Genomic DNA, 20,645 nt, shown 5'->3' with positions numbered 1-20,645 from the left:
TAATCTGGCGTTGATTTTTGGCACGCTGTTGAGTTCTCAAGGTGCGGACGCTTCCTTCGTTCCTGTCTCCAGGCCCTCCGGGCGCTTCCTTCGTTGTCCGACTCTATCAGATCTTTCCGATCCGATTTCCTCGGTGCTTTCCGGTCCCTTTCGCTTTCGCTCCGGACCCTTCCGGCGTTTCCGACTCTATCAGATCCTTTCGGCGTCTGATTCCCAGTCAGAGGGGGTTGTCTTCCGGGCTGTTGGGCCGTTCCGACGAGTGAGACATTAGCGGATTCCCCGGTCCCGAAGCCAATCGGGGCCTGCGTCCGAACTTCGAACGCGGATTCCTCATTTCGCAAAAGCGCACGGAAAGCAGAACGGCGCGACGAATCGCGGCCGTCAGGCTCGGTGGTTCTTGCGGAATCGCTGTCCGGGGCCGACCGGGGTCGGTGCTCACGTCGGACAACTCGGAGAACAGTACGGACCGAGTAATCCCGTGTCAACCCCGGCCCAGGGAGTACCCTCGCCGTATGACTACGCATGCGCACACCACTCAGTGGTGGGCCGCCTGACGGCGGCCCGTACTCAGCATGCACACACGGCCGCCGACTCGGCGGCCGTTCGCGTATCCCCCTCCGGGAGCCGGGCCGTCGGGTCGGCGCGGTACGGAGAAGGAGCGGAACGCGATGACGAGGATCTTCAGCGGGGTCAAGCCGACGGGGCACCTGACGCTGGGCAACTACCTCGGGGCCGTACGGCGGTGGGTCGAGGTGGACCAGCACCGTGGCGAGGCGCTGTTCAGCGTGGTGGACCTGCACGCGCTGACCGTGGAGCACGATCCCGCGCGGGTGCGCAGGCTGAGCAGGCAGGCGGCGACGCTGCTGCTGGCCTCGGGGCTCGATCCGGAGCTCTGCACGCTGTTCGTGCAGAGCCATGTCGACGAGCACGCCCGGTTGTCGTACCTCCTGGAGTGCACGGCCACCGACGGCGAGCTGCGGCGGATGATCCAGTACAAGGAGAAGAGCACGCGGGCGCGGGAGGCGGGGCAGGGGGTGCGGCTGTCGCTGCTCACCTATCCGGTGCTGATGGCGGCGGACATCCTGGCCTACGGGGCGGACGAGGTGCCGGTGGGTGAGGACCAGACGCAGCACGTGGAGCTGACGCGGGACCTGGCGGTGCGCTTCAACCAGCGGTACGGGCACACCTTCACCGTGCCGAGGGCGACACGGCCGGCGGTGGCGGCGCGGGTGATGGACCTCCAGGACCCGGCGTCGAAGATGGGGAAGTCGCACGAGAACGGGGCCGGGATCGTCTATCTGCTGGACGAGGCGGACGCCGTGCGGCGGAAGGTCATGCGGGCGGTGACCGACAGCGGGCAGGAGGTCGCTCACGACCGGGACCTGAAGCCGGGGATCACGAATCTGCTCGATCTCCTGGCGGCGGCCACGGGCGGGGATCCGGAGGAGCTGGCCGGCGGGTACGCCTCGTACGGGGCGCTGAAGAAGGACACGGCGGACGCGGTCGTGGAGCTGCTGCGGCCGGTGCGGGAGCGGCATGCCGAGCTGGCGGCGGATCCGGGGTTCGTGGACAAGGTGCTGCGGGACGGGGCCGAGCGGGCACGGGGAATGGCGCGGCCGCTGGTCGACCGGGCCTACCGGGCGATCGGGCTGCTGCCCGCGGTCTGACGGAAGGCGGCGCGGTAGTCGCGCGGGCTGGTGGCGAGGTGCGTGGCGAAGTGCTGGCGCATGGTGACCTCGCTGCCGAAGCCCGCGCGGCGGGCCACCTCGGGGAGGGGGTGGTCGGTGCGTTCGAGGAGTTTCCGGGCGGCGGCGACGCGCTGGGTGATGAGCCAGTGGAGGGGGGTGGTGCCGGTGGTGGCCTGGAAGTGGCGGGCGAAGGAACGGGGGGACATGCCGGCGCGGGCGGCGAGGCTCGCGACGGTGTGCGGCTGGTCGAGGTGGGCGAGGGCGTGGGCGCGTACGGCGGCGAGGGCGTCGGCGTCGCGGTCGGTCCTGGGGGTGGGGTGCTCGATGAACTGGGCCTGGGTGCCGGTGCGGAAGGGGGCGGTGACCATCGAGCGGGCGACGGTGGCGGCGGTCTCGGCGCCGTGGGCCATACGGACCAGGTGGAGGCAGAGGTCGATGCCGGCGGCGGTGCCGGCGGAGGTCCAGATGCCGGTGTCCTCGATGTAGAGCGCCTCCGGTTCGACGCGGACCTTCGGGTGGCGGGCGGCGAGGGTATCGGCGAGGCGCCAGTGGGTGACCGCGCGGCGGCCGTCGAGGAGACCGGCGCGGGCGAGGACGAAGGCACCGGCGCAGAGGGAGGCGACGGGGACGCCGGCGGTGTGGGCGCGGCGGAGGGCGTCGAGGACGGGGGCCGGGACGTCGGCGTCGGGGTCCTCGATGCCGGGGACGAGGACGAGGTCGGTGGGGGTGAGGGCGTCGAACCAGTCGAGGGGGCGGTCGGGGGCGAGGCTGAGGCCGCCGCTGAGGGGGATGGGGGCGGCGGGGTCGGCGGCGGCGCGGCGGAGGTCGAAGGCGGGGACGCCGTGGCGGCTGCGGTCGGTGCCCCAGACCTCGGTGACGACGGAGACGTCGAAGGCGCGGACGCCGGGGAAGACGAGGAGGGCGATGCGCTGGGCGGCTGCCATGGTGTGGCAGTAAACCATCGATCGCTGGCTTTCGTCCCCCTGGGGTGGTGGGGGTGGCGGGGGCAGGATCGTGGTCATGGAGATCGAGAAGAACGCAGCGCTGATCGTGGTGGACGTCCAGAGGGGTTTCGAGGACGCGCTCTGGGGGCGCCGGGACAACCCGGAGGCGGAGGAGAACATGGCCGCGCTGATCGACCGGTGGCAGGAGACGGGCCGGCCGGTGGTGTTCGTACGGCACGACTCGCCGCGGGAGGGGTCGCCGCTGGCGCCGGGGAGCGCGGGGAACGCGTTCAAGGACTTCGTGGCGGAGCGCCGGGGCCGGGGTGCGGGGCCCGAAGTGCTGGTGACGAAGACGGTGAACTCCGCCTTCTACGGGGAGCCGGACCTGGACGCGTGGCTGAGGGCGGCGGGGGTGGAGCAGGTCGTGATCGTCGGGATCCAGACGAACATGTGCAACGAGACGACGGCCCGGATGGGCGGGAACCTCGGGTACGACGTGCTGTTCCCGCTGGACGCGATGCACACCTTCGACCTGGCGGGGCCGTTCGGGTGGACGCGGACGGCGGAGGAGCTGACCCGGGCGACGGCGGTGTCGCTGCACGGAGGCGGGTTCGCCCGGGTCGTGACCACGGCGGACGTGCTGAAGGGGGCCGCTGCGGAGTAGGGGCTCAGCCGTTGCCGGAGGCGAGTTCGCGGCTACGGTCGCGGGCGGCCTCCAGGGCGGCGATGAGGGCGGCGCGGACGCCGTGGTTCTCCAGCTCGCGGATGGCGCTGATGGTGGTGCCGGCGGGGGAGGTGACGGCCTCGCGGAGCTTCACCGGGTGTTCTCCGCTGTCGCGGAGCATCACGGCGGCGCCGATGGCGGCCTGGACGATCAGGTCGTGGGCCTGGGCGCGGGGCAGGCCGAGGAGGATGCCGGCGTCGGTCATGGCCTCGACGAGGAAGTAGAAGTACGCCGGGCCGGAGCCGGAGAGGGCGGTGGCGGCGTCCTGCTGGGACTCGGGGACGCGGAGGGTCTTGCCGACGCCGCCGAAGATCTCCTCGGTGTGGGCGAGGTGCTCGGGGGTGGCGTGGCTGCCGCCGGAGATCACGGACATGCCCTCGTCGACGAGGACGGGGGTGTTGGGCATGACGCGGACGACGGGGGTGCCGGGGCTGAGCCGCTCCTCGATGAAGGAGGTGGGGATACCGGCGGCGGCGCTGATGACGAGGCGGTCGGCGGCCACGTGGGGGCCGAGTTCGTCGAGGAGGCGGCCCATGTCCTGGGGCTTGACGGCCAGGATGAGGGTGTCGGCGCGCTTGGCGGCCTCGGCGTTGCCGACGGCCTCGACGCCGTAGCGGTCGCGGAGCTCCGCGGCGCGCTCGGTGCGGCGGGTGGTGACCAGCAGGTGGGCGGGGCGCCAGCCGGCTCGGATCATGCCGCTGAGGAGGGCTTCACCGATCTTGCCGGTGCCGAGGACTGCGACGGTCTGGGTCATGGCTCTGTTCACCTCGCCGGAGGGGGTACGTGCCGTCATCCTCGCACCGGCGGGGTGGCCGGTGCGCGGGGTGTCCGAGGGGCGGTCACGGGGTGCGGCGGCGGAGGGTGGCGGCGCCGAGGGCGAGGACGAGGACGGCGCAGCCGGCGACGACGAGGGCGTCGCGGACGAAGGCGGACGTCACGTCGGGGTGGCGGAGGACCTCGTTCATGCCGTCGACGGCGTACGACATGGGCAGGACGTTCGAGAGCGCTTCGAGGGCGGGAGCCATCGTGGCGCGCGGAGTGAACAGGCCGCAGAGGAGGAGCTGGGGGAAGATCACGGCCGGCATGAACTGGACGGCCTGGAACTCGGAGGCGGCGAAGGCGGAGACGAAGAGGCCGAGGGCGGTGCCGAGGAGCGCGTCGAGGAGGGCGACGAGCAGGAGGAGCCAGGGGGAGCCGACGACGTCGAGGCCGAGGAGGCCGACGGCGAGGCCGGTGGCGAGGACGGACTGGGCGACGGCGACGAGGCCGAAGGCGAGGGCGTAGCCGGCGATGAGGTCGGCCTTGGCGAGGGGCAGGGCGAGGAGGCGTTCGAGGGTGCCGGAGGTGCGTTCGCGCAGGGTGGCGATGGAGGTCACCAGGAACATGGTGATCAGCGGGAAGACGCCGAGCAGCGAGGCGCCGATGTCGTCGAAGGTTCCCGGGCTGCCGTCGAAGACGTAGCGGAGCAGGACGAGCATCACGCAGGGGACGAGGAGCATCAGGGCGATCGAGCGGGGGTCGTGGCGGAGCTGGCGCAGGACGCGGGCCGCGGTGGCGAGGGTGCGTGCGGTGCTCATGGGCGGGGCTCCCCGTGGTCGGCGCGGGCGGTGGGGGCGGTGGGGGCGGTGGGGGCGGTGGCGCGGGCGGTGTCGACGAGGCGGAGGAACGCTTCCTCGACGGTGTCCGTGCCGCTCCGGCGGCGGAGTGCGTCGGGGCTGCCCTCGGCGAGGATCTCGCCCTCGCGCATGAGGAGGAGGCGGTGGCAGCGCTCGGCCTCGTCCATGACGTGCGAGGAGACGAGGAGGGTGGTGCCCCGGTCGGCGGCGAGGTGGTGGAAGAGGTCCCACAGGTCGCGGCGGAGGACGGGGTCGAGGCCGACGGTGGGTTCGTCGAGGACGAGCAGGTCGGGGCTGCCGAGGAGGGCGACGGCGAGGGAGACGCGGCTGCGCTGACCGCCGGAGAGGCGTCCGGCGAGGGCGTCGGCGTGGTGGGTGAGGTCGACGTCGGCGAGGGCCGCCTGGACGGCGGTGGCGCGGGCGGGGCGGTGGGCGCGGCCGGGGAGGAGGACGGCGGCGAAGTAGTCGAGGTTCTGCCGGACGGTGAGGTCGTCGTAGACGGACGGGGCCTGGGTGACGTAGCCGATGCGGGGGCGGAGGTCCGGGTGGCCGGCGGGGCTGCCGAGGACGGTGAGGGTGCCGGTGACGTGGGCCTGGGTGCCGACGATCGTGCGCATGAGGGTGGTCTTGCCGCAGCCGGAGGGGCCGAGGAGGCCGGTGACACGGCCGGCGGGGACGGTGAGGTCGAGGGCGCGCAGGACGGTGCGGGCGCCGCGGACGGCGGTGAGGCCGCGGGCGGTGACGGCGGGGGCCGGGTCGGGGGGGTCCGGTTCGCGGGCCACCCCGGAGTCGTAATTCATCATGCGATGAATAGTGGGGACGGGAAAGCCCCCGCGTCAAGGATCGCGGGGGCTTCAGCCGGTGGCGGTGGGTACGCGCGGGGCGGCGGTGGCGGGGGCGGGGGTGGCGGCGCTGCGGGTGCCGGTGGCGGGATCGCTGGTGCCGGAGGGCGGGACCGCTGGCGCCGGGCGGACCGCTGGTCCCGGATGGCCGGACCGCTGGTGCCAGGCGGACCGCTGGTGCCAGGCGGACCGCTGGTCCCCGGTGGCCGGACCGCTGGTCCCGGTTGGCGGGACCACTGGTGCCGGGCGGCCGCTTGCGCCGGTGGCCGGACCGCTGGTGCCGGTGCCGAACCGCTGTCCCCGGTTCGCGGGCCGCTGATGCCGGCGGCCCGACCGCTGGTCCCGGTTCGCGGGACCGCAGGTCCCGGGGTGGACCCTAGGGCCTGTCGTCGAACTCCCGCCGTCGCCCGGAGGGCGGCCCCGCGGCGTCAGGTGCGTGCTCTCGGCGTGCCGGGCGCGAGGCCTCGTACGGGACGTACTTGGCCTTGTGCCCGGTGCGGCGAGAGTGCGTGCATGGCGTCGTGGGGCAGGCGGGAGTTCGACGACAGGCCCTAGGCGCGCTTGGGCTTTTTGCGGGCGGCCGGGTTGCCGGTGCGGGTGCCGCGGCGCTTCTCGTGGCGGGCGCGGGCCGTCTCGTACTCGGCGCGGCGGAGCTTCTCGCCGGGGGCCTCCATGAGGCAGCGCAGCGCGTAGGCGAGGAGCGTGCCGATGAAGCCGATGGCCTTGAGGCTCTTGAGGGAGTCCTCGCGGGCCTGGTCGGCGGGGCGGCGGCCGAAGCCCTCCCAGGTCTTGGTGAAGGCGATCGCCGAGCAGATCGCGAACATCAGGATGACCAGGGTGTTCACGAGGCCGCCCACCGCCGCGACCTGGAGTCCCTCGTAGGCGAAGCGCAGCACGAAGGCGCCCGCGACGGCCGCGGCGAGCGCGCCGGCGGCGAGGCCGGCGCGCCGCAGTCCGTAGTGGGCGCTGTGGTCGACCCAGGTGGTCCCGAAGAAACGGATCTCCTCGGGCCGGGGTCCGCTCGTGCCGTTTCCGGGGTGCTGCTTGTCCTCGCTCACGAGGACGATTATCCCCGGTGCGGCGCTTCGAGGGCCGAGGCGAGGTCCTCAGGCGCAGCGCGGCGCGACGTAGTCGTCGCTGCCGGTCTTCACGTACGCGTCGGAGACGTACTGCCCCGGGGCGATGCTGTCCCAGAGGCGGGTGGTGCCGTACGGCCCCGTGATCCACTCGCCGGGCTTCTGGCAGTGGACGGGCACGGTCGCGCCCTCGGAGAGCACCCGGACCACCGGGTGCTGCGTGCTCGGGCCGGAGCGGACGTTGACCCGGTACCCCGGCGCGACCGGGTAGTACTTCACCGCCATGATGTTCTCCCCCTGGTTTCACTCTGTGCGACGCGCGCAGGCTAGCAAGCCCCACCGACATCGCAGGGGCCATCGACTAGGCTCCGTCGCGTCGCGCACGCGCGTGCCGACGGACGGACGCGGAACCACACGGGGGTGGGAGATGCCGCCGTTGAGCAGGACCGATGCCGACCGGGACCCGGGGGGTCCCGAGTACGCCGGGGAGTACCGGCTCCAGGCGGTGCTCGGAGCGGGCGGCATGGGCGTCGTCCACCTGGCCTCCTCGCCCTCCGGGCTGCGGCTCGCCGTGAAGGTGGTGCACGAGCGCTACGCCGAGGACCCCGACTTCCGGGCCCGCTTCCGGCAGGAGGTGGCCGCCGCCCGCCGGGTCAGCGGCGCCTTCACCGCGCCCGTCGTGGACGCCGACCCGGACGCCGAGCGCCCCTGGATGGCGACCCTCTACGTCCCCGGCCCGACCCTCGCCGACCAGGTGCGGCAGCGCGGTCCCCTCTCCCCCGCCGAGCTGCGCCGGCTGACCGCCGGGCTCGCCGAGGCGCTGCGCGACATCCACCGCGCCGGAGTGGTGCACCGGGACCTCAAGCCGAGCAACGTGCTGCTCACCGACACCGGGCCCAAGGTCATCGACTTCGGGATCTCGCGGCCGGTCGACAGCGATCTGCGCACGGAGACCGGGAAGCTGATCGGCTCGCCGCCGTTCATGGCGCCCGAGCAGTTCCAGCGGCCGCGCGAGGTCGGTCCCGCCGCGGACGTCTTCGCGCTCGGTTCGGTCCTGGTGCACGCGGCGACCGGGCACGGCCCCTTCGACTCGGACAGCCCCTACATCGTGGCCTACCAGGTGGTCCACGACGAGCCGGACCTCGCCGGGGTGCCGGGCGAGCTGGCGCCGCTGGTCGCGCGCTGCCTGGCGAAGGACCCGGCCGACCGGCCCACGCCGGACCAGATCATGGCGGCTCTCCTCCCGCCCTCGTACGACGCCGAGGCCTTCATACCGTCCCAGCGGCGGCGGCCCGTGCTGCCCGCCGACCCGTTCGCGCCCGGCGGGCCGGACGACGCCCTGGTTCGGGGCCGTACCGACGCCTCCGGCGCGACGACGACCCGGGACGCCGTGCCCGCCCCGCCGGCGCGGCGCCGGCGGACGCCGCTCGCGCCGCGGCTCACCGTCACGGCCGCCGTCGTGCTGGTCCTCGCCGGGGCCGGGGTGTACGCGGCGCTGCGACCGCCGGCCCATCCCGCCGCCGAGCCGCCCGCCCGCCCGGCCGAGGTGGCGACCGCCGTCGACGGCTGGCACACCCGCCTCCAGGAGCACGGCGGGGCCGCCGCTCCGGCCTGTCTGCACGAGGCCGGCTCCCTCTACTGCACCGCCCGGGGCGTCTCGCTCGCCCGGCTCGACCCGCGGACCGGCGAGGTGCTGTGGAAGCGGACCGGGCCGGTGGCGGCCGATCCGCCGCTGGCGCCGGTGCCGCTGGCCGGCGGGACGGAGCCGCTGGTCGGCGTCGCGACGGGACCCGGGCCGCTGCGCGCGCTCTCCGCCGAGGACGGGGCTTCCGGCTGGACCGCGCGCGCCGACGTGCCCGAGACCTTCCGCCCGGCGGGCGGGGTGGTGGTCCTCACCGACGGCCGCGGCGCGCTGCGCGGGATCGACGCGCGGACCGGGGACGGACGGTGGTCGCACCGCCTGCCCGGCTTCGACAGTCCCGTGCTCGGCGCCTACGACGCGCCCACCGGCCTCCTCACGGTCTCCGAGACCGCCGGGGACGGGCGGAGCAGCCGGATCGGAGCGGTGCTGCCGGCCACCGGCGAGCTGGTGTGGAGCCGGGTGGTGACCGGGGACGCCGCCCCGGTCGGCCGCACCGCCGACGGGACGCTGGTGCTCGCCTCGCGGTACCAGGGCATGCTGGTCGACGCGCTGGTGCTGCTCGCGCCGGGCGCCCCGGACGACCCGGGGAGCGGGCCGGACGCGGGCTCGGAGCGGCGGGTCGGGATCCACGAGCGGATGCAGCTCGCCGGGATCGCCGTACGGGGCTCGGTGGCGTACCTGCTCTCCCTGGACGGGCGGCTCGTCGCCCTGGACACGGCGCCGGAGAAGGGCAGCCGGCGGTGGGACCTGGAGACCGGGGCCTCGAACGTCTCGGCGCCCGTCCTCGGTCCCGACGAGCGGCTCTACCTCTCCGCGGCGGACGGGCGGCTGTTCGCCGTGGACACCGCGCGGGGGGCGGTCGTGGGGCAGACCCGGCCGCGCCTGGAGAACGGACGGCTCGGGTACGCGCCGCAGGTGCCGGCGCCGCTGGTCGCCGGGGAGCGGGTCTTCGGAACGGCCCCGGACGGCTCGGTCTTCGCGGTGCACGCGCGCGTGGCCGAGTCCTGGTGACCCCGGCCCCCGGGTCGGCCGCAGCGCTCCCGGGCGTCAGCCGCAGTGCCCCCGCGCGTCAGCCGCAGTGCTCCCGGGGGAGCCGCTCCCCGCGCGGGCGCGACGCGAGATCCCCCCTCACGCGCGCGTGAGGGGGGATCTCGCGGAGACACGGCTCCGGTGACGGCGGGGCGGTCGTCAGCCGAGCTTCGAGACGTCGCGGACGGCGCCCTTGTCGGCGCTCGTCGCCATCGCCGCGTAGGCACGCAGGGCGGCCGAGACCTTCCGCTCGCGGTTCTTCGGGGCGTAGACGCCGCCGAGCGCCTCCCGGCGGGCGGCCAGGGTCGCGTCGTCGACGAGGAGCTCGATCGAGCGGCTCGGGATGTCGATGCGGATCCGGTCGCCGTCCTCGACCAGGGCGATGGTGCCGCCCGAGGCCGCCTCCGGGGAGGCGTGGCCGATGGAGAGGCCCGAGGTGCCGCCGGAGAAGCGGCCGTCGGTCACCAGGGCGCAGGTCTTGCCCAGGCCGCGGCCCTTGAGGAAGGAGGTCGGGTAGAGCATCTCCTGCATGCCGGGGCCGCCCTTGGGGCCCTCGTAGCGGATGACGACCACGTCGCCGTCCTTGACCCGCTTGTTGAGGATCTTCTCGACGGCCTCCTCCTGCGACTCGCAGACGACGGCCGGGCCCTCGAAGGTCCAGATCGACTCGTCGACGCCGGCGGTCTTCACGACGCAGCCGTCGACGGCGAGGTTGCCGTGCAGGACGGCGAGGCCGCCGTCCTTCGAGTACGCGTGGGCGGCGTCGCGGATGCAGCCGCCGGCCGCGTCGGTGTCGAGGCTCTCCCAGCGCTCGGACTGCGAGAAGGCGGTCGCGGAGCGGACGCAGCCGGGGGCCGCGTGGAACAGTTCGACGGCCTCCTCGGTGGCGGCGCCGCCGCGCACGTCCCAGGCGTCCAGCCACTCCTTGATGGAGCGGGAGTGGACCGCGTGGACGTCCTCGTTGAGCAGGCCCGCGCGGTACAGCTCGCCGAGGAGGGCCGGGATGCCTCCGGCCCGGTGCACGTCCTCCATGTAGTACGTGCGGTCCTTGACGACGTTCGGGGCGACCTTGGCCAGGCAGGGCACGCGGCGCGAGATCGCGTCCATGTCCGGCAGGCCGTAGTCCAGCTCGGCCTCCTGGGCGGCGGCGAGCAGGTGGAGGATCGTGTTGGTCGAGCCGCCCATGGCGATGTCCAGCGCCATCGCGTTCTCGAACGCGGCGCGGGTGGCGATGGAGCGCGGCAGGACGGAGGCGTCGTCCTCGTCGTAGTAGCGACGGGTGAGGTCGACGACGGTGCGGGCGGCGTTCTCGTACAGCGCCTTGCGGGCGGTGTGGGTGGCGAGGACGGAGCCGTTGCCGGGGAGGGAGAGGCCGATGGCCTCGGTCAGGCAGTTCATCGAGTTGGCGGTGAACATGCCGGAACAGGAGCCGCAGGTCGGACAGGCGCTCTCCTCGATGCGGGAGATGTCCTCGTCCGAGATGTTCGGGTTCACCGCGTCGGAGATCGCGTCGACCAGGTCGAGCGTGCGGACCGAGCCGTCGACAAGGGTCGCGCGGCCGGACTCCATGGGGCCGCCGGAGACGAAGACCGTCGGGATGTTCAGGCGCAGGGCGGCCATCAGCATGCCGGGGGTGATCTTGTCGCAGTTGGAGATGCAGATCAGGGCGTCGGCGCAGTGCGCCTCGACCATGTACTCCACGCTGTCCGCGATCAGGTCGCGGGAGGGCAGGCTGTAGAGCATGCCGCCGTGGCCCATGGCGATGCCGTCGTCGACGGCGATCGTGTTGAACTCGCGGGCGATGCCGCCGGCCGCCGTGATGGCGTCGGAGACGATCCGGCCGACGGGCTGGAGGTGGGTGTGGCCGGGGACGAACTCGGTGAAGGAGTTCGCCACGGCGATGATCGGCTTCCGCCCGATGTCCGCGCCCGGTACACCGGAGGCGCGCATAAGGGCGCGTGCGCCCGCCATGTTGCGGCCGTGGGTGACAGTGCGGGACCTCAGCTCGGGCATCGTCGCTCGCTCCTCGTGATGGATGTGCTTCCTTCGAGCGTACGCCGCCGCTCCAAGATCTGGACAGCCTGTCCGCTATACGGGACGGGATTCCAGGGGGCGGTCAGGGTTCCGTCCCACCCGGCCCGGGGTTCTCCCGGATTCCCGCGGGGCGGTCAGGCCTCCGTCAGGTACCGCTGGAGCGTCGGAGCGACCTCCGCCACGATCGTCTCCGGGTCCGCCGAGGCCAGCGGCTCCACCTGGAGGACGTACCGCAGGATCGCGATCCCGATCATCTGCGAGGCCGCCAGCTCGGCCCGGAACCGCGGGTCCGGTACGGCGAGCCCGGAGGCGACCCGCTCCAGGAGGCGGCGCAGCACGAAGGTCCGCAGCACCTTCGCCGCCGCCTCGTGGGTCACCGCGGAGCGGATGACCGCGAGCAGCGGGGCGCGGGTCGCCGGGTTCTCCCAGACGCCGACGAAGAAGCGGGCGAGCCGTTCGCCGACCTCCTCGCGCGGGCCGTCGAGGAGGGCCGGGACGACGAGCGTCGGCTCGAAGGAGACCTCGATCGCCGCCGCGAAGACCTCGTCCTTGGTGCCGAAGTAATGGTGCACGAGCGCCGGGTCGACCCCGGCGGCCTTGGCGACGCCGCGGACCGAGGTCTTGTCGTAGCCGCGCTCCGCGAACTGCGTCCTGGCCGCCGCCAGGATGCGCTCGCGCGCACCGGGGGCGGTGTCGTCGGCGGCGGCGCGGGCCGGGCGGCCGCGGCGCCGGGGAGCGGACTCGCTCACGCGCGCGTGCCCCGGGCCGCCGAGGCGAGGTGGAGCCGGGTGAAGGCGAGGGCCTCGGCGAGGTCGGCCTCCCGTTCGGCGGCGGACATCGCGCGCCGGGTGTTGACCTCGATGACGACGTGCCCGTCGAAGCCCGAGACGGCGAGCCGCTCCAGGACCTCGGCGCACGGCTGGGTGCCCCGGCCCGGCACCAGGTGCTCGTCCTTGGCGGAGCCGCGCCCGTCGGCGAGGTGCACGTGGCCGAGCCGCTCGCCCATGCGGTCGATCATCGCGAGGGTGTCGGTGCGGGCGGTCGCGGTGTGCGAGAGGTCGATCGTGAAGTGGCGGTAGTCGTCCTTGGTGACGTCCCACTCCGGGGCGTAGGCGAGCATCTCGCGGTCCTTGTACCGCCACGGGTACATGTTCTCGACGGCGAAGCGGACGTCGGTCTCGTCGGCCATCCGCCAGATCCCGGTCACGAAGTCGCGCGCGTACTGGCGCTGCCAGCGGAACGGCGGGTGGACGACGACGGTGGACGCGCCGAGCTTCTCGGCGGCCGCCTGCGCGCGCCGGAGCTTGACCCAGGGATCGGTGGACCAGACCCGCTGGGTGATCAGGAGACAGGGGGCGTGGACGGCGAGGATCGGCACCTGGTGGTAGTCGGAGAGCCGGCGCAGCGCCTCGATGTCCTGGCTGACCGGGTCGGTCCACACCATGACCTCGACGCCGTCGTACCCGAGGCGCGCGGCGACCTCGAAGGCCGTCGCCGTCGACTCCGGATAGACCGAGGCCGTCGACAGGGCGACCTTCGCATCCGGGACGCGCACCGCTGGTTCTGCCACGACAGACAGGGTACGGGGCGCACCTGGGCGCGTGAGGGTGGTTCCCGTCACCCTCCGCCCCCCGCGGCCGCGCCCCTTCGCGTACGCACCCACGCACGCGCGCGTGGCGCGGCCGTACGTCCCGGGGGCCGACGGCCGTACGTCCCCGGGGCCCGGCGGCCCGTGTCTTCCGGACTCACCCGCCGGGGCACGGCCCCCGGCCTCACACGGCGGACATGACCTCCGGGAGGTGGTCGAGGCGGCGCAGGATCACGCCCTCGCGCAGGGCCCACGGGCAGATCTCCAGCTGCTCCACGCCGAGCAGGTCCATCGCGCCCTCGGCGACCAGGGCGCCGGCGAGCAGCTGGGCGGCGCGGCCCTCCGAGACGCCGGGCAGGGCGGCGCGCTCGCCGCCGGTCATGGCGGAGAGCCGCGGCACCCACTCCTCCAGGGCGGCGCGGGTCAGAAGCCGCTCCACGTAGAGGCCCTCGCCGGAGCCGGGGGCGCCGGCGATCCGGGCCAGCTGCTTGAAGGTCTTGGAGGTGGCGACGACGTGGTCGGGCTTCCCGAAGCGGCTGAACTCGCCGACGGTACGGGCGATCTGGGCGCGCACGTGGCGGCGCAGCGCCTTGACGTCCTCGGTGTCGGGCGGGTCGCCGGGCAGCCAGCCGGCGGTGAGGCGGCCGGCGCCGAGCGGCAGGGAGACGGCCGCGTCGGGGTCCTCGTCGATGCCGTACGCCACCTCCAGGGAGCCGCCGCCGATGTCGAGGAGGAGGAGCTTGCCGGCGGACCAGCCGAACCAGCGGCGGGCGGCGAGGAAGGTGAGCCGGGCCTCCTCCTCGCCGGTGAGGACCTGGAGGTCGACGCCGGTCTCGTCCCTGACCCGGGTCAGGACGGCATCGGCGTTGCCGGCCTCGCGGACGGCGGAGGTCGCGAAGGGCAGCACCTCCTCGCAGCCCTTGTCCTCGGCGGCCTGGAGCGCGTCGCGGACGGTCGCGACGAGCCGCTCGACGCCGCTGGGCGCGATGGCGCCGCGGGCGTCGAGGAGCTCGGCGAGCCTCAGCTCCGCCTTGTGGGAATGGGCGGGCAGCGGGCGGGCGCCGGGGTGGGCGTCCACCACGAGCAGGTGCACAGTGTTCGAACCGACGTCGAGGACTCCGAGTCTCATGGCGGAAACGCTACTGCGCCCACCCGCATACGCTTGGTGTCGTGCCAAAGACGAAAAAGGCGAAGCCGGGCAAAGACAGTGCCGCCGCCGGCGACGGAGCCGTACGCGAGGAGGTTCCGCACGTCCCGCACGACCCGCGGGACGTGAAGTACGCGCAGCACGTGGAGGCCGGGAAGCCGCCCGTGAAGGGCGTGCGGAAGCAGCGCAAGGGCGAGGAGCCGGACGAGCAGGGGCTCGACTTCCCGCGCGCGTGGGTGGAGTTCGCCGACCCGGCGGACGAGGAGCAGGTCTTCCGCTGCGACCTGACCTGGCTGACCTCGCGCTGGACGTGCGTCTTCGGGAGCGGCTGCCAGGGCATCCAGGCGGGGCGGGCGGCGGACGGCTGCTGCACGCTCGGCGCCCACTTCTCCGACGAGGACGACGAGAAGCGGGTGGCGGAGCACGTGGCGCGGCTGACGCCGGAGCTGTGGCAGTTCCACGACGTCGGCAGCGAGACGGGGTGGACCCAGACCGACGAGGACGGCGACCGGCAGACCCGCCGCTGGAAGGGCTCGTGCATCTTCCAGAACCGGCCGGGCTTCGCGGGCGGCGCGGGCTGCTCGCTGCACATCCTGGCCCTGAAGGAGGGCCGGGAGCCGCTGGAGACCAAGCCCGACGTGTGCTGGCAGCTGCCGGTGCGCCGGACGTACGACTGGATCGACCGGCCCGACGACTCGCGCGTGCTCCAGGTGTCCATCGGCGAGTACGACCGCCGGGGCTGGGGTCCGGGCGGTCACGACCTGCACTGGTGGTGCACCTCGGCGACCTCCGCGCACGGCGGCGGGGAGCCGGTCTACGTCTCGTACCGGCCCGAGCTGATCGAGATGATGGGCAAGGACGCGTACGACGTGCTGGTGGGGCTCTGCGAGGCGCGGCTCGCCTCGGCGCTGCCGATGGTGGCGCCGCACCCGGCCGACCCGAAGCGCTAGGGCCTGTCGTCGAACTCCCGGCGTCGCCCGGAGGGCGGCCCCGCGGCGTCAGGTGCGTGCTCCCGGCGTGCCGGGCGCGAGGCCTCGTACGGGACGTACTTGGCCTTGTGCCCGGTGCGGCGAGAGTGCGTGCAGGGCGTCGTGGGGCAGGCGGGAGTTCGACGACAGGCCCTAGGGCTGCGGGGTCGGCTCCTCCGTGCTCGGCGGGGGTGTGGGCTCCGTGGTGCCCGGCTCCGTCGTCGGGGGCGGGTCCGTGGTCGGCGGGGGCGTCGCCGGGTCGGTCGTCGGGGGCGGGGTCGTGGGCTCGGTGGTCGGCGGCGGGGTGGTGGGTTCCTCCGTCTTCGGCGGCGTCGTCGGCGGACGCGTGGGCTCGCCCGGATCGGTCGGCCGCGGGTCCACCGGGCTGGGGGGCGGCGCGGTCGGCGGGGTCGTGGGCTCCGTGGTGACCGGCGGCGGCGGGATCACCCGGTCGTCGATCGGGGCGACGGGCCCCTGGCCGCTGATCCGCAGCACCGCGCCGGTGGGGTCCACGCCGATCCGGGCGCTCCAGGGTCCGCGCGGCTCCCGCGCCGGGTCGACGCGTACGGCGACGGTGACCGTGTCGCCCGGGGCGAGGGTGCCGGAGGCACGGGTCACGTACAGCCAGGGCGCGTCCGTCCACAGCGACCAGTCGACCGGGGCGCCGCCCTCCCCGCGGAGCGTGATCAGGGTGACGCCGCCGACGCAGCGGGCGGTGACCCCGACCCAGCCGGGCGCCGGCTCGCCGGGGCGCGCGGGCGCGGCCGGGACGGCGGTCCGGCCCGGGGTGACGACCTCGACGGAGACGTCGGGGGAGCGGCTGCCCCGGACATAGCCGGGGGCGGGGGTCGCGCGGGCGTTGCCGGCGTTCTCGTACCGGTCGTGGAGGCTGTCGCCGCCCGCCGCCTCCTCGTTCTCGCCGGCGCTGACCTGGGTGGCGTCCCGGGCCTCGGCGTCCGCCGGGACGCCCCGGTAGGAGGTCCACAGGGCGAGCACGGGGGCTGCGACGACGGCGGCGACCACGGTGGTGGTGACCGCGCGGGCCCGCATCCGGTCGCGGCGGGCGACGAGGTCCTTGGGGTCGAGCGGGAAGCCGGTCGGGGCGAAGCGCGGGGCTCCGGCACGCGCGCGTGGGACGTGCAGCATCGCCATGTACGCGGCGGCCCGGGGGGCCTCGACGAGCGCCGGGCCGTCCAGGGCGGGGCGGGGCCCGGCCCCGGGCCACGGCGCGGCGGCACCGACCCGCTCGGCGGCGCGGCGGCAGACCGGGCAGTCGTCGACGTGCCGGACGAGTTCGGCGCGCAGGGCCGCCGAGAGGATCACCCGCTGGTCGCCGGTGAGGAGGCGGGCGACGGTGGGGCAGCCGCCGGTGGAGACGACGGCGAGCGCGGCCCGGGTCCGCTCGACCTCGCAGGCGGCGGTGGCGAGGAGGTCGCGGGCGGCCTGCGGGTCGAGGGAGAGGACGGCGGCGACCTGCCGCGGGCTCAGCCCGTGCCGGACGGCCAGTTCGAGGGCCTCGCGCTGTTCGGGGGTGGTGCCGGCGGCCTCGGGCCAGGCCAGGGTGGCGAGTTCGGCGCGGCGGCGCTCGGCGGTCTCGGCGGAGACGGGAGGCGGCGCGGGCGGGGTGACGGCGGGGCGGCCGGTGTGCGCGCCCTGCCGCCGGCGGCGCTGCTCGCCGAGGCTGCGCAGACAGGCCCAGCGGGCCAGGGCGTACAGCCAGGCGGTGCGGCCCTCCTCGTCGGAGGGGCAGCGGCCGTGGTGGCGTTCGGCGGCCGCCAGGACGTCGCCGAGGACGGCGGTGGCGGTGTCGTGGTCGCAGAGGACCGAGAGGCAGTACGTGAAGAGCCCGTCGAGGACGTCCTCGTAGCGGGCGGGGGGTCGCTGGCCGAGCGTGCGCGGTCCCTGCTGCGGGCCGCGGCGCGCCCGGTGGGCGCCCGGGGTGCGGGAGGAGTCCAGCCTGCTGCTCGTCACTGGGCGACCGTAGGCGCGCGAGGGGGGACTCTTCATACCGGATCCGCTCTTCTCAGCCTTACGGGTGAACCCCTCACTCGAAAGGGGACAGGAGCGAGGGGTGATGCTGCCGCGGCGACCTGACCGCGGGGGGGGGCGGGTCGGGGGCGGGGTCGCGATCGGGTCGGGGGCGGGACCGGGATCGGGACCGGATCGGGTCGGCCGCGGGTCGGGGTCGGGGGCGACGGCGGGTCGGGATCGGGCCAGGGTCGGGATCGGGCCACGGTCAGCCGCGGGTCGGGGTCGACGGCGGGCCGGCCGGGATCGGCAGCGGGGGCCGGGGCGGAGGTTGTCCACAGGCCGTGGAGCGCCCGTCCCCAGGGCGGGAGCGGACGGCGGTCCGCTGTCGGTGGCGGCGGCTACGGTGTGGGGCATGGCTGCCCGTACGAAAACCGCGAAGGACCGTCCGTCGTACCGCTGCACCGAATGCGGCTGGCAGACGGCCAAGTGGCTCGGCCGCTGCCCCGAGTGCCAGGCCTGGGGGACGGTCGAGGAGTACGGCGCGCCCGCCGTCAGGACCACCGCCGCCGGCCGCGTCTCCACGGCCGCGCTCCCCATCGGACAGGTCGACGGCCGGCAGGCGACCGCCCGCTCCACCGGCGTCGACGAGCTGGACCGGGTCCTCGGCGGCGGCCTGGTGCCCGGCGCGGTCGTCCTGCTCGCCGGCGAGCCCGGCGTCGGCAAGTCGACGCTGCTCCTGGACGTGGCGGCGAGGGCGGCGAGCGACGCGCACCGCACCCTGTACGTGACGGGCGAGGAGTCCGCGAGCCAGGTCAGGCTCCGCGCCGACCGGATCCACGCGCTCAACGACCATCTGTACCTGGCGGCGGAGACGGACCTGTCCGCGGTCCTCGGCCATCTCGACGAGGTGAAGCCCTCGCTGCTGGTCCTGGACTCGGTGCAGACCGTGGCCTCCCCGGAGATCGACGGAGCCCCCGGCGGCATGGCGCAGGTCCGGGAGGTCGCGGGCGCGCTGATCCGGGCCTCCAAGGAGCGCGGGATGTCCACGCTGCTGGTCGGCCACGTGACGAAGGACGGGGCGATCGCCGGCCCCCGGCTCCTGGAGCACCTGGTGGACGTGGTCCTGCACTTCGAGGGCGACCGGCACGCGCGCCTGCGGCTGGTGCGGGGCGTGAAGAACCGGTACGGGGCGACGGACGAGGTCGGCTGCTTCGAGCTGCACGACGAGGGGATCATCGGGCTCGCCGACCCGTCGGGGCTGTTCCTGACCCGCCGTGACGTGGCCGTGCCCGGCACCTGTCTCACGGTCACCCTGGAGGGCCGCCGGCCGTTGGTCGCCGAGGTGCAGGCGCTGACCGTGGACTCCCAGATCCCCTCGCCGCGCCGGACCACCTCCGGCCTGGAGACCTCCCGGGTCTCGATGATGCTGGCCGTCCTGGAGCAGCGGGGCCGGATCAGCGCGCTGGGGAAGCGGGACATCTACAGCGCGACCGTGGGCGGCGTGAAGCTCTCCGAGCCCGCCGCCGACCTGGCGATCGCGCTCGCCCTGGCCTCCGCCGCGAGCGACACGCCGCTGCCGAAGAACCTGGTCGCGATCGGCGAGGTCGGGCTCGCGGGCGAGGTGCGGCGGGTGACGGGCGTCCAGCGCCGCCTCGCCGAGGCCCATCGCCTGGGCTTCACCCACGCGCTGGTCCCCGGGGACCCGGGGAAGGTGCCGCCCGGCATGAAGGTGACGGAAGTGGCGGACGTCGGCGACGCCCTCCGGGTCCTGCCGCAGAGCCGCCGCGCGGCCAGGAAGACGGAGGAGACGGCGGGCTGACCGCCCCGGACGGCGGCCCGGCCCCCGGCGCACGCGCCCGGGAAGCGCGCCGGGCCGCCGGGCGCGTACCGGGGGCCGCCGCGCGTACTCCCGTGGGGGTGCGGAGGGGTAGGCGGCGGGCCGAGCGGGTAGGGCGGTCGCGACCGGGGCGCGCCGGCGGGGCCCGTCCGGAGCACCCCGGACCGGCGTGCGGCCCAGGGCCGCGGGGTGGTGTCGCTAGACTTTGCCCTGGTCTCGCCCATCCGTACGAGCCGGAGGAGTGCAGTGGCAGCCAAGGACGGGGCATCAGCTCCCGGGAAGTCCGGCGCGGGCTCCGGCAACGAAGCACTGATGCGCGCGGCGCTGAGCGCGGTCGCGCCCGGCACCGCCCTGCGCGACGGCCTGGAGCGGATCCTCCGCGGGAACACCGGTGGCCTGATCGTCCTCGGCATGGACAAGACGGTCGACTCGATGTGCACCGGCGGCTTCGTGATCGATGTCGAGTTCGCCGCGACGCGCCTGCGCGAGCTGTGCAAGCTCGACGGGGCGCTCGTCCTCGACAAGGACATCACCAAGATCCACCGGGCCGGTGTGCAGCTGGTCCCGGACGCCTCCATCCCCACCGAGGAGACCGGCACCCGCCACCGCACCGCGGACCGGGTCTCCAAGCAGTGCAACTTCCCGGTCGTCTCCGTCTCCCAGTCGATGCGCCTCATCGCGCTCTACGTGAACGGCGAGCGGCGGGTCCTGGAGGAGTCGGCCGCCATCCTCTCCCGGGCCAACCAGGCGCTCGCGACCCTGGAGCGGTACAAGCTCCGCCTCGACGAGGTGGCCGGCACGCTCTCCGCCCTGGAGATCGAGGACCTGGTGACCGTCCGGGACGTCACCGCCGTCGCCCAGCGCCTGGAGATGGTCCGCCGGATCGCCACCGAGATCGCGGAGTACGTGGTCGAGCTCGGCACCGACGGCCGGCTGCTCTCCCTCCAGCTCGACGAGCTGATCGCGGGAGTGGAGCCGGAGCGCGAGCTGGTCATCCGCGACTACGTGCCGGAGCCGACGGCGAAGCGTTCCCGCACGGTCGCGGAGGCGCTGACCGAGCTGGACGCGCTCTCGCACACCGAGCTCCTGGAACTTCCCGTCGTCGCGCGGGCCCTGGGCTACAGCGGCTCCCCCGAGACGCTCGACTCGGCAGTCTCGCCGCGCGGCTACCGGCTCCTCGCCAAGGTGCCGCGCCTGCCCGGTGCGATCATCGAGCGGCTCGTGGAGCACTTCGGCGGGCTGCAGAAGCTGCTCGCGGCGAGCGTGGACGACCTGCAGACCGTGGACGGCGTCGGCGAGGCCCGGGCCCGCAGCGTCCGCGAGGGCCTGTCGCGGCTCGCGGAGTCGTCGATCCTGGAGCGGTACGTCTGACGGCGCGTGCCCGCCCGGCGGGCACGCGCGGGACCGGCGTCGCCCACCAGGGGGACGCACCCGCACCGGCCCCGCGAGGCCTGCGCTCAGCCCTTCGTCCAAGCCTGCGCTCAGCCCTTCGTCCAGGCCTGCGCCCAAGCCCTCCTCCAGGGCTTCTCTCAGTCCTTC

17 protein-coding genes are annotated in these 20,645 nt (G+C 74.5%); 6 read left to right on the top strand and 11 right to left on the bottom strand.

What is annotated here, in order from left to right; genetic code table 11:
* The first annotated feature begins 668 nt into the window (after positions 1 to 668).
* Positions 669 to 1,667 (top strand): tryptophan--tRNA ligase, encoded by a 999-nt coding sequence (gene trpS / locus ACFZCF_RS14140; RefSeq protein ID WP_388443464.1) that lies wholly within the window; start codon positions 669 to 671, stop codon positions 1,665 to 1,667.
* Here the strand turns inward: trpS and ACFZCF_RS14135 are convergent.
* Positions 1,634 to 2,632, bottom strand: a complete 999-nt coding sequence (locus tag ACFZCF_RS14135) for a helix-turn-helix domain-containing protein (protein WP_391286667.1) — start codon at positions 2,630 to 2,632, stop codon at positions 1,634 to 1,636. The genes trpS and ACFZCF_RS14135 overlap by 34 nt on opposite strands.
* A 76-nt stretch (positions 2,633 to 2,708) precedes the next feature.
* On the opposite strand from ACFZCF_RS14135, the gene ACFZCF_RS14130 reads away from it, so the two are divergent.
* Complete coding sequence (locus ACFZCF_RS14130) at positions 2,709 to 3,296, top strand: isochorismatase family protein (RefSeq protein ID WP_391286666.1); 588 nt, start codon at positions 2,709 to 2,711, stop codon at positions 3,294 to 3,296.
* A 4-nt stretch (positions 3,297 to 3,300) separates the two neighbouring features.
* Here the strand turns inward: ACFZCF_RS14130 and proC are convergent, their stop codons facing one another.
* The 5 genes from proC to ACFZCF_RS14105 all read right to left on the bottom strand — a co-directional run bounded on the left by proC (position 3,301) and on the right by ACFZCF_RS14105 (position 7,175).
* Complete coding sequence (gene proC, locus ACFZCF_RS14125) at positions 3,301 to 4,110, bottom strand: pyrroline-5-carboxylate reductase (protein ID WP_388443456.1); 810 nt, start codon at positions 4,108 to 4,110, stop codon at positions 3,301 to 3,303.
* Between the two features lie 85 nt (positions 4,111 to 4,195).
* A complete protein-coding gene (locus tag ACFZCF_RS14120) occupies positions 4,196 to 4,933 on the bottom strand; it encodes an ABC transporter permease (protein ID WP_391286665.1) in 738 nt (245 codons plus the stop codon).
* Positions 4,930 to 5,775, bottom strand: a complete 846-nt coding sequence (locus ACFZCF_RS14115; RefSeq protein WP_391286664.1) for an ATP-binding cassette domain-containing protein — start codon at positions 5,773 to 5,775, stop codon at positions 4,930 to 4,932. Before ACFZCF_RS14115 ends, ACFZCF_RS14120 begins: the two co-directional genes overlap by 4 nt.
* A 590-nt stretch (positions 5,776 to 6,365) precedes the next feature.
* Positions 6,366 to 6,872 (bottom strand): hypothetical protein, encoded by a 507-nt coding sequence (locus ACFZCF_RS14110; protein WP_388443447.1) that lies wholly within the window; start codon positions 6,870 to 6,872, stop codon positions 6,366 to 6,368.
* 48 nt (positions 6,873 to 6,920) lie between these two features.
* On the bottom strand, positions 6,921 to 7,175 hold the full coding sequence (locus ACFZCF_RS14105) for an SH3 domain-containing protein (RefSeq protein ID WP_388443444.1): 255 nt from the start codon (positions 7,173 to 7,175) through the stop codon (positions 6,921 to 6,923).
* Between the two features lie 142 nt (positions 7,176 to 7,317).
* On the opposite strand from ACFZCF_RS14105, the gene ACFZCF_RS14100 reads away from it, so the two are divergent.
* Complete coding sequence (locus tag ACFZCF_RS14100) at positions 7,318 to 9,543, top strand: PQQ-binding-like beta-propeller repeat protein (RefSeq protein ID WP_391286663.1); 2,226 nt, start codon at positions 7,318 to 7,320, stop codon at positions 9,541 to 9,543.
* Between the two features lie 177 nt (positions 9,544 to 9,720).
* On the opposite strand, the gene ilvD is transcribed toward ACFZCF_RS14100, so the two are convergent.
* The 4 genes from ilvD to ACFZCF_RS14080 all read right to left on the bottom strand — a co-directional run bounded on the left by ilvD (position 9,721) and on the right by ACFZCF_RS14080 (position 14,312).
* Positions 9,721 to 11,574 carry a dihydroxy-acid dehydratase gene (gene ilvD, locus ACFZCF_RS14095; protein WP_388443438.1) on the bottom strand — a complete coding sequence of 618 codons (1,854 nt, stop codon included), beginning with the start codon at positions 11,572 to 11,574 and terminating at the stop codon, positions 9,721 to 9,723.
* 155 nt (positions 11,575 to 11,729) lie between these two features.
* On the bottom strand, positions 11,730 to 12,344 hold the full coding sequence (locus ACFZCF_RS14090) for a TetR family transcriptional regulator (RefSeq protein WP_388443434.1): 615 nt from the start codon (positions 12,342 to 12,344) through the stop codon (positions 11,730 to 11,732).
* Positions 12,341 to 13,165, bottom strand: coding sequence for a sugar phosphate isomerase/epimerase family protein (locus tag ACFZCF_RS14085; protein WP_388443431.1), 825 nt, complete (start codon positions 13,163 to 13,165; stop codon positions 12,341 to 12,343). The genes ACFZCF_RS14090 and ACFZCF_RS14085 overlap by 4 nt, the downstream gene beginning before the upstream one ends.
* A 202-nt stretch (positions 13,166 to 13,367) precedes the next feature.
* Positions 13,368 to 14,312, bottom strand: coding sequence for a Ppx/GppA family phosphatase (locus ACFZCF_RS14080; RefSeq protein ID WP_391286662.1), 945 nt, complete (start codon positions 14,310 to 14,312; stop codon positions 13,368 to 13,370).
* A gap of 161 nt (positions 14,313 to 14,473) precedes the next feature.
* Between ACFZCF_RS14080 and ACFZCF_RS14075 the strand changes: the two genes are divergently transcribed.
* Entirely contained in the window at positions 14,474 to 15,280 is an 807-nt protein-coding gene (locus ACFZCF_RS14075; RefSeq protein WP_388443556.1) for a hypothetical protein, read from the top strand.
* Positions 15,281 to 15,451: 171 nt separating this feature from the next.
* Here the strand turns inward: ACFZCF_RS14075 and ACFZCF_RS14070 are convergent, their stop codons facing one another.
* Positions 15,452 to 17,269, bottom strand: coding sequence for a hypothetical protein (locus tag ACFZCF_RS14070; protein WP_391286661.1), 1,818 nt, complete (start codon positions 17,267 to 17,269; stop codon positions 15,452 to 15,454).
* Between the two features lie 412 nt (positions 17,270 to 17,681).
* Between ACFZCF_RS14070 and radA the strand changes: the two genes are divergently transcribed.
* Both radA and disA read left to right on the top strand, forming a co-directional pair.
* A complete protein-coding gene (gene radA, locus ACFZCF_RS14065; protein WP_391286660.1) occupies positions 17,682 to 19,088 on the top strand; it encodes a DNA repair protein RadA in 1,407 nt (468 codons plus the stop codon).
* 264 nt (positions 19,089 to 19,352) lie between these two features.
* Positions 19,353 to 20,477 carry a DNA integrity scanning diadenylate cyclase DisA gene (gene disA / locus ACFZCF_RS14060; protein ID WP_388443419.1) on the top strand — a complete coding sequence of 375 codons (1,125 nt, stop codon included), beginning with the start codon at positions 19,353 to 19,355 and terminating at the stop codon, positions 20,475 to 20,477.
* The last annotated feature ends 168 nt before the right edge of the window (positions 20,478 to 20,645 follow it).

Source organism: Streptomyces sp. NPDC007945, assembly GCF_042958885.1.
GTDB lineage: Bacteria > Actinomycetota > Actinomycetes > Streptomycetales > Streptomycetaceae > Streptomyces.
The sequence above is the reverse complement of the archived record's forward strand: the minus strand, read 5'-3'. Positions and strand labels throughout refer to the sequence as shown.

Coding starts and splice junctions, on each gene's coding strand:
- ACFZCF_RS14130 (WP_391286666.1), top strand. CDS start 2,709: ATGGAGATCGAGAAGAACGCAGCGCTGATCGTGGTGGACGTCCAGAGG.
- ilvD (WP_388443438.1), bottom strand. CDS start 11,574: ATGCCCGAGCTGAGGTCCCGCACTGTCACCCACGGCCGCAACATGGCG.
- trpS (WP_388443464.1), top strand. CDS start 669: ATGACGAGGATCTTCAGCGGGGTCAAGCCGACGGGGCACCTGACGCTG.
- radA (WP_391286660.1), top strand. CDS start 17,682: ATGGCTGCCCGTACGAAAACCGCGAAGGACCGTCCGTCGTACCGCTGC.
- ACFZCF_RS14115 (WP_391286664.1), bottom strand. CDS start 5,775: ATGATGAATTACGACTCCGGGGTGGCCCGCGAACCGGACCCCCCCGAC.
- ACFZCF_RS14080 (WP_391286662.1), bottom strand. CDS start 14,312: ATGAGACTCGGAGTCCTCGACGTCGGTTCGAACACTGTGCACCTGCTC.
- ACFZCF_RS14135 (WP_391286667.1), bottom strand. CDS start 2,632: ATGGCAGCCGCCCAGCGCATCGCCCTCCTCGTCTTCCCCGGCGTCCGC.
- ACFZCF_RS14105 (WP_388443444.1), bottom strand. CDS start 7,175: ATGGCGGTGAAGTACTACCCGGTCGCGCCGGGGTACCGGGTCAACGTC.
- ACFZCF_RS14100 (WP_391286663.1), top strand. CDS start 7,318: ATGCCGCCGTTGAGCAGGACCGATGCCGACCGGGACCCGGGGGGTCCC.
- proC (WP_388443456.1), bottom strand. CDS start 4,110: ATGACCCAGACCGTCGCAGTCCTCGGCACCGGCAAGATCGGTGAAGCC.
- ACFZCF_RS14120 (WP_391286665.1), bottom strand. CDS start 4,933: ATGAGCACCGCACGCACCCTCGCCACCGCGGCCCGCGTCCTGCGCCAG.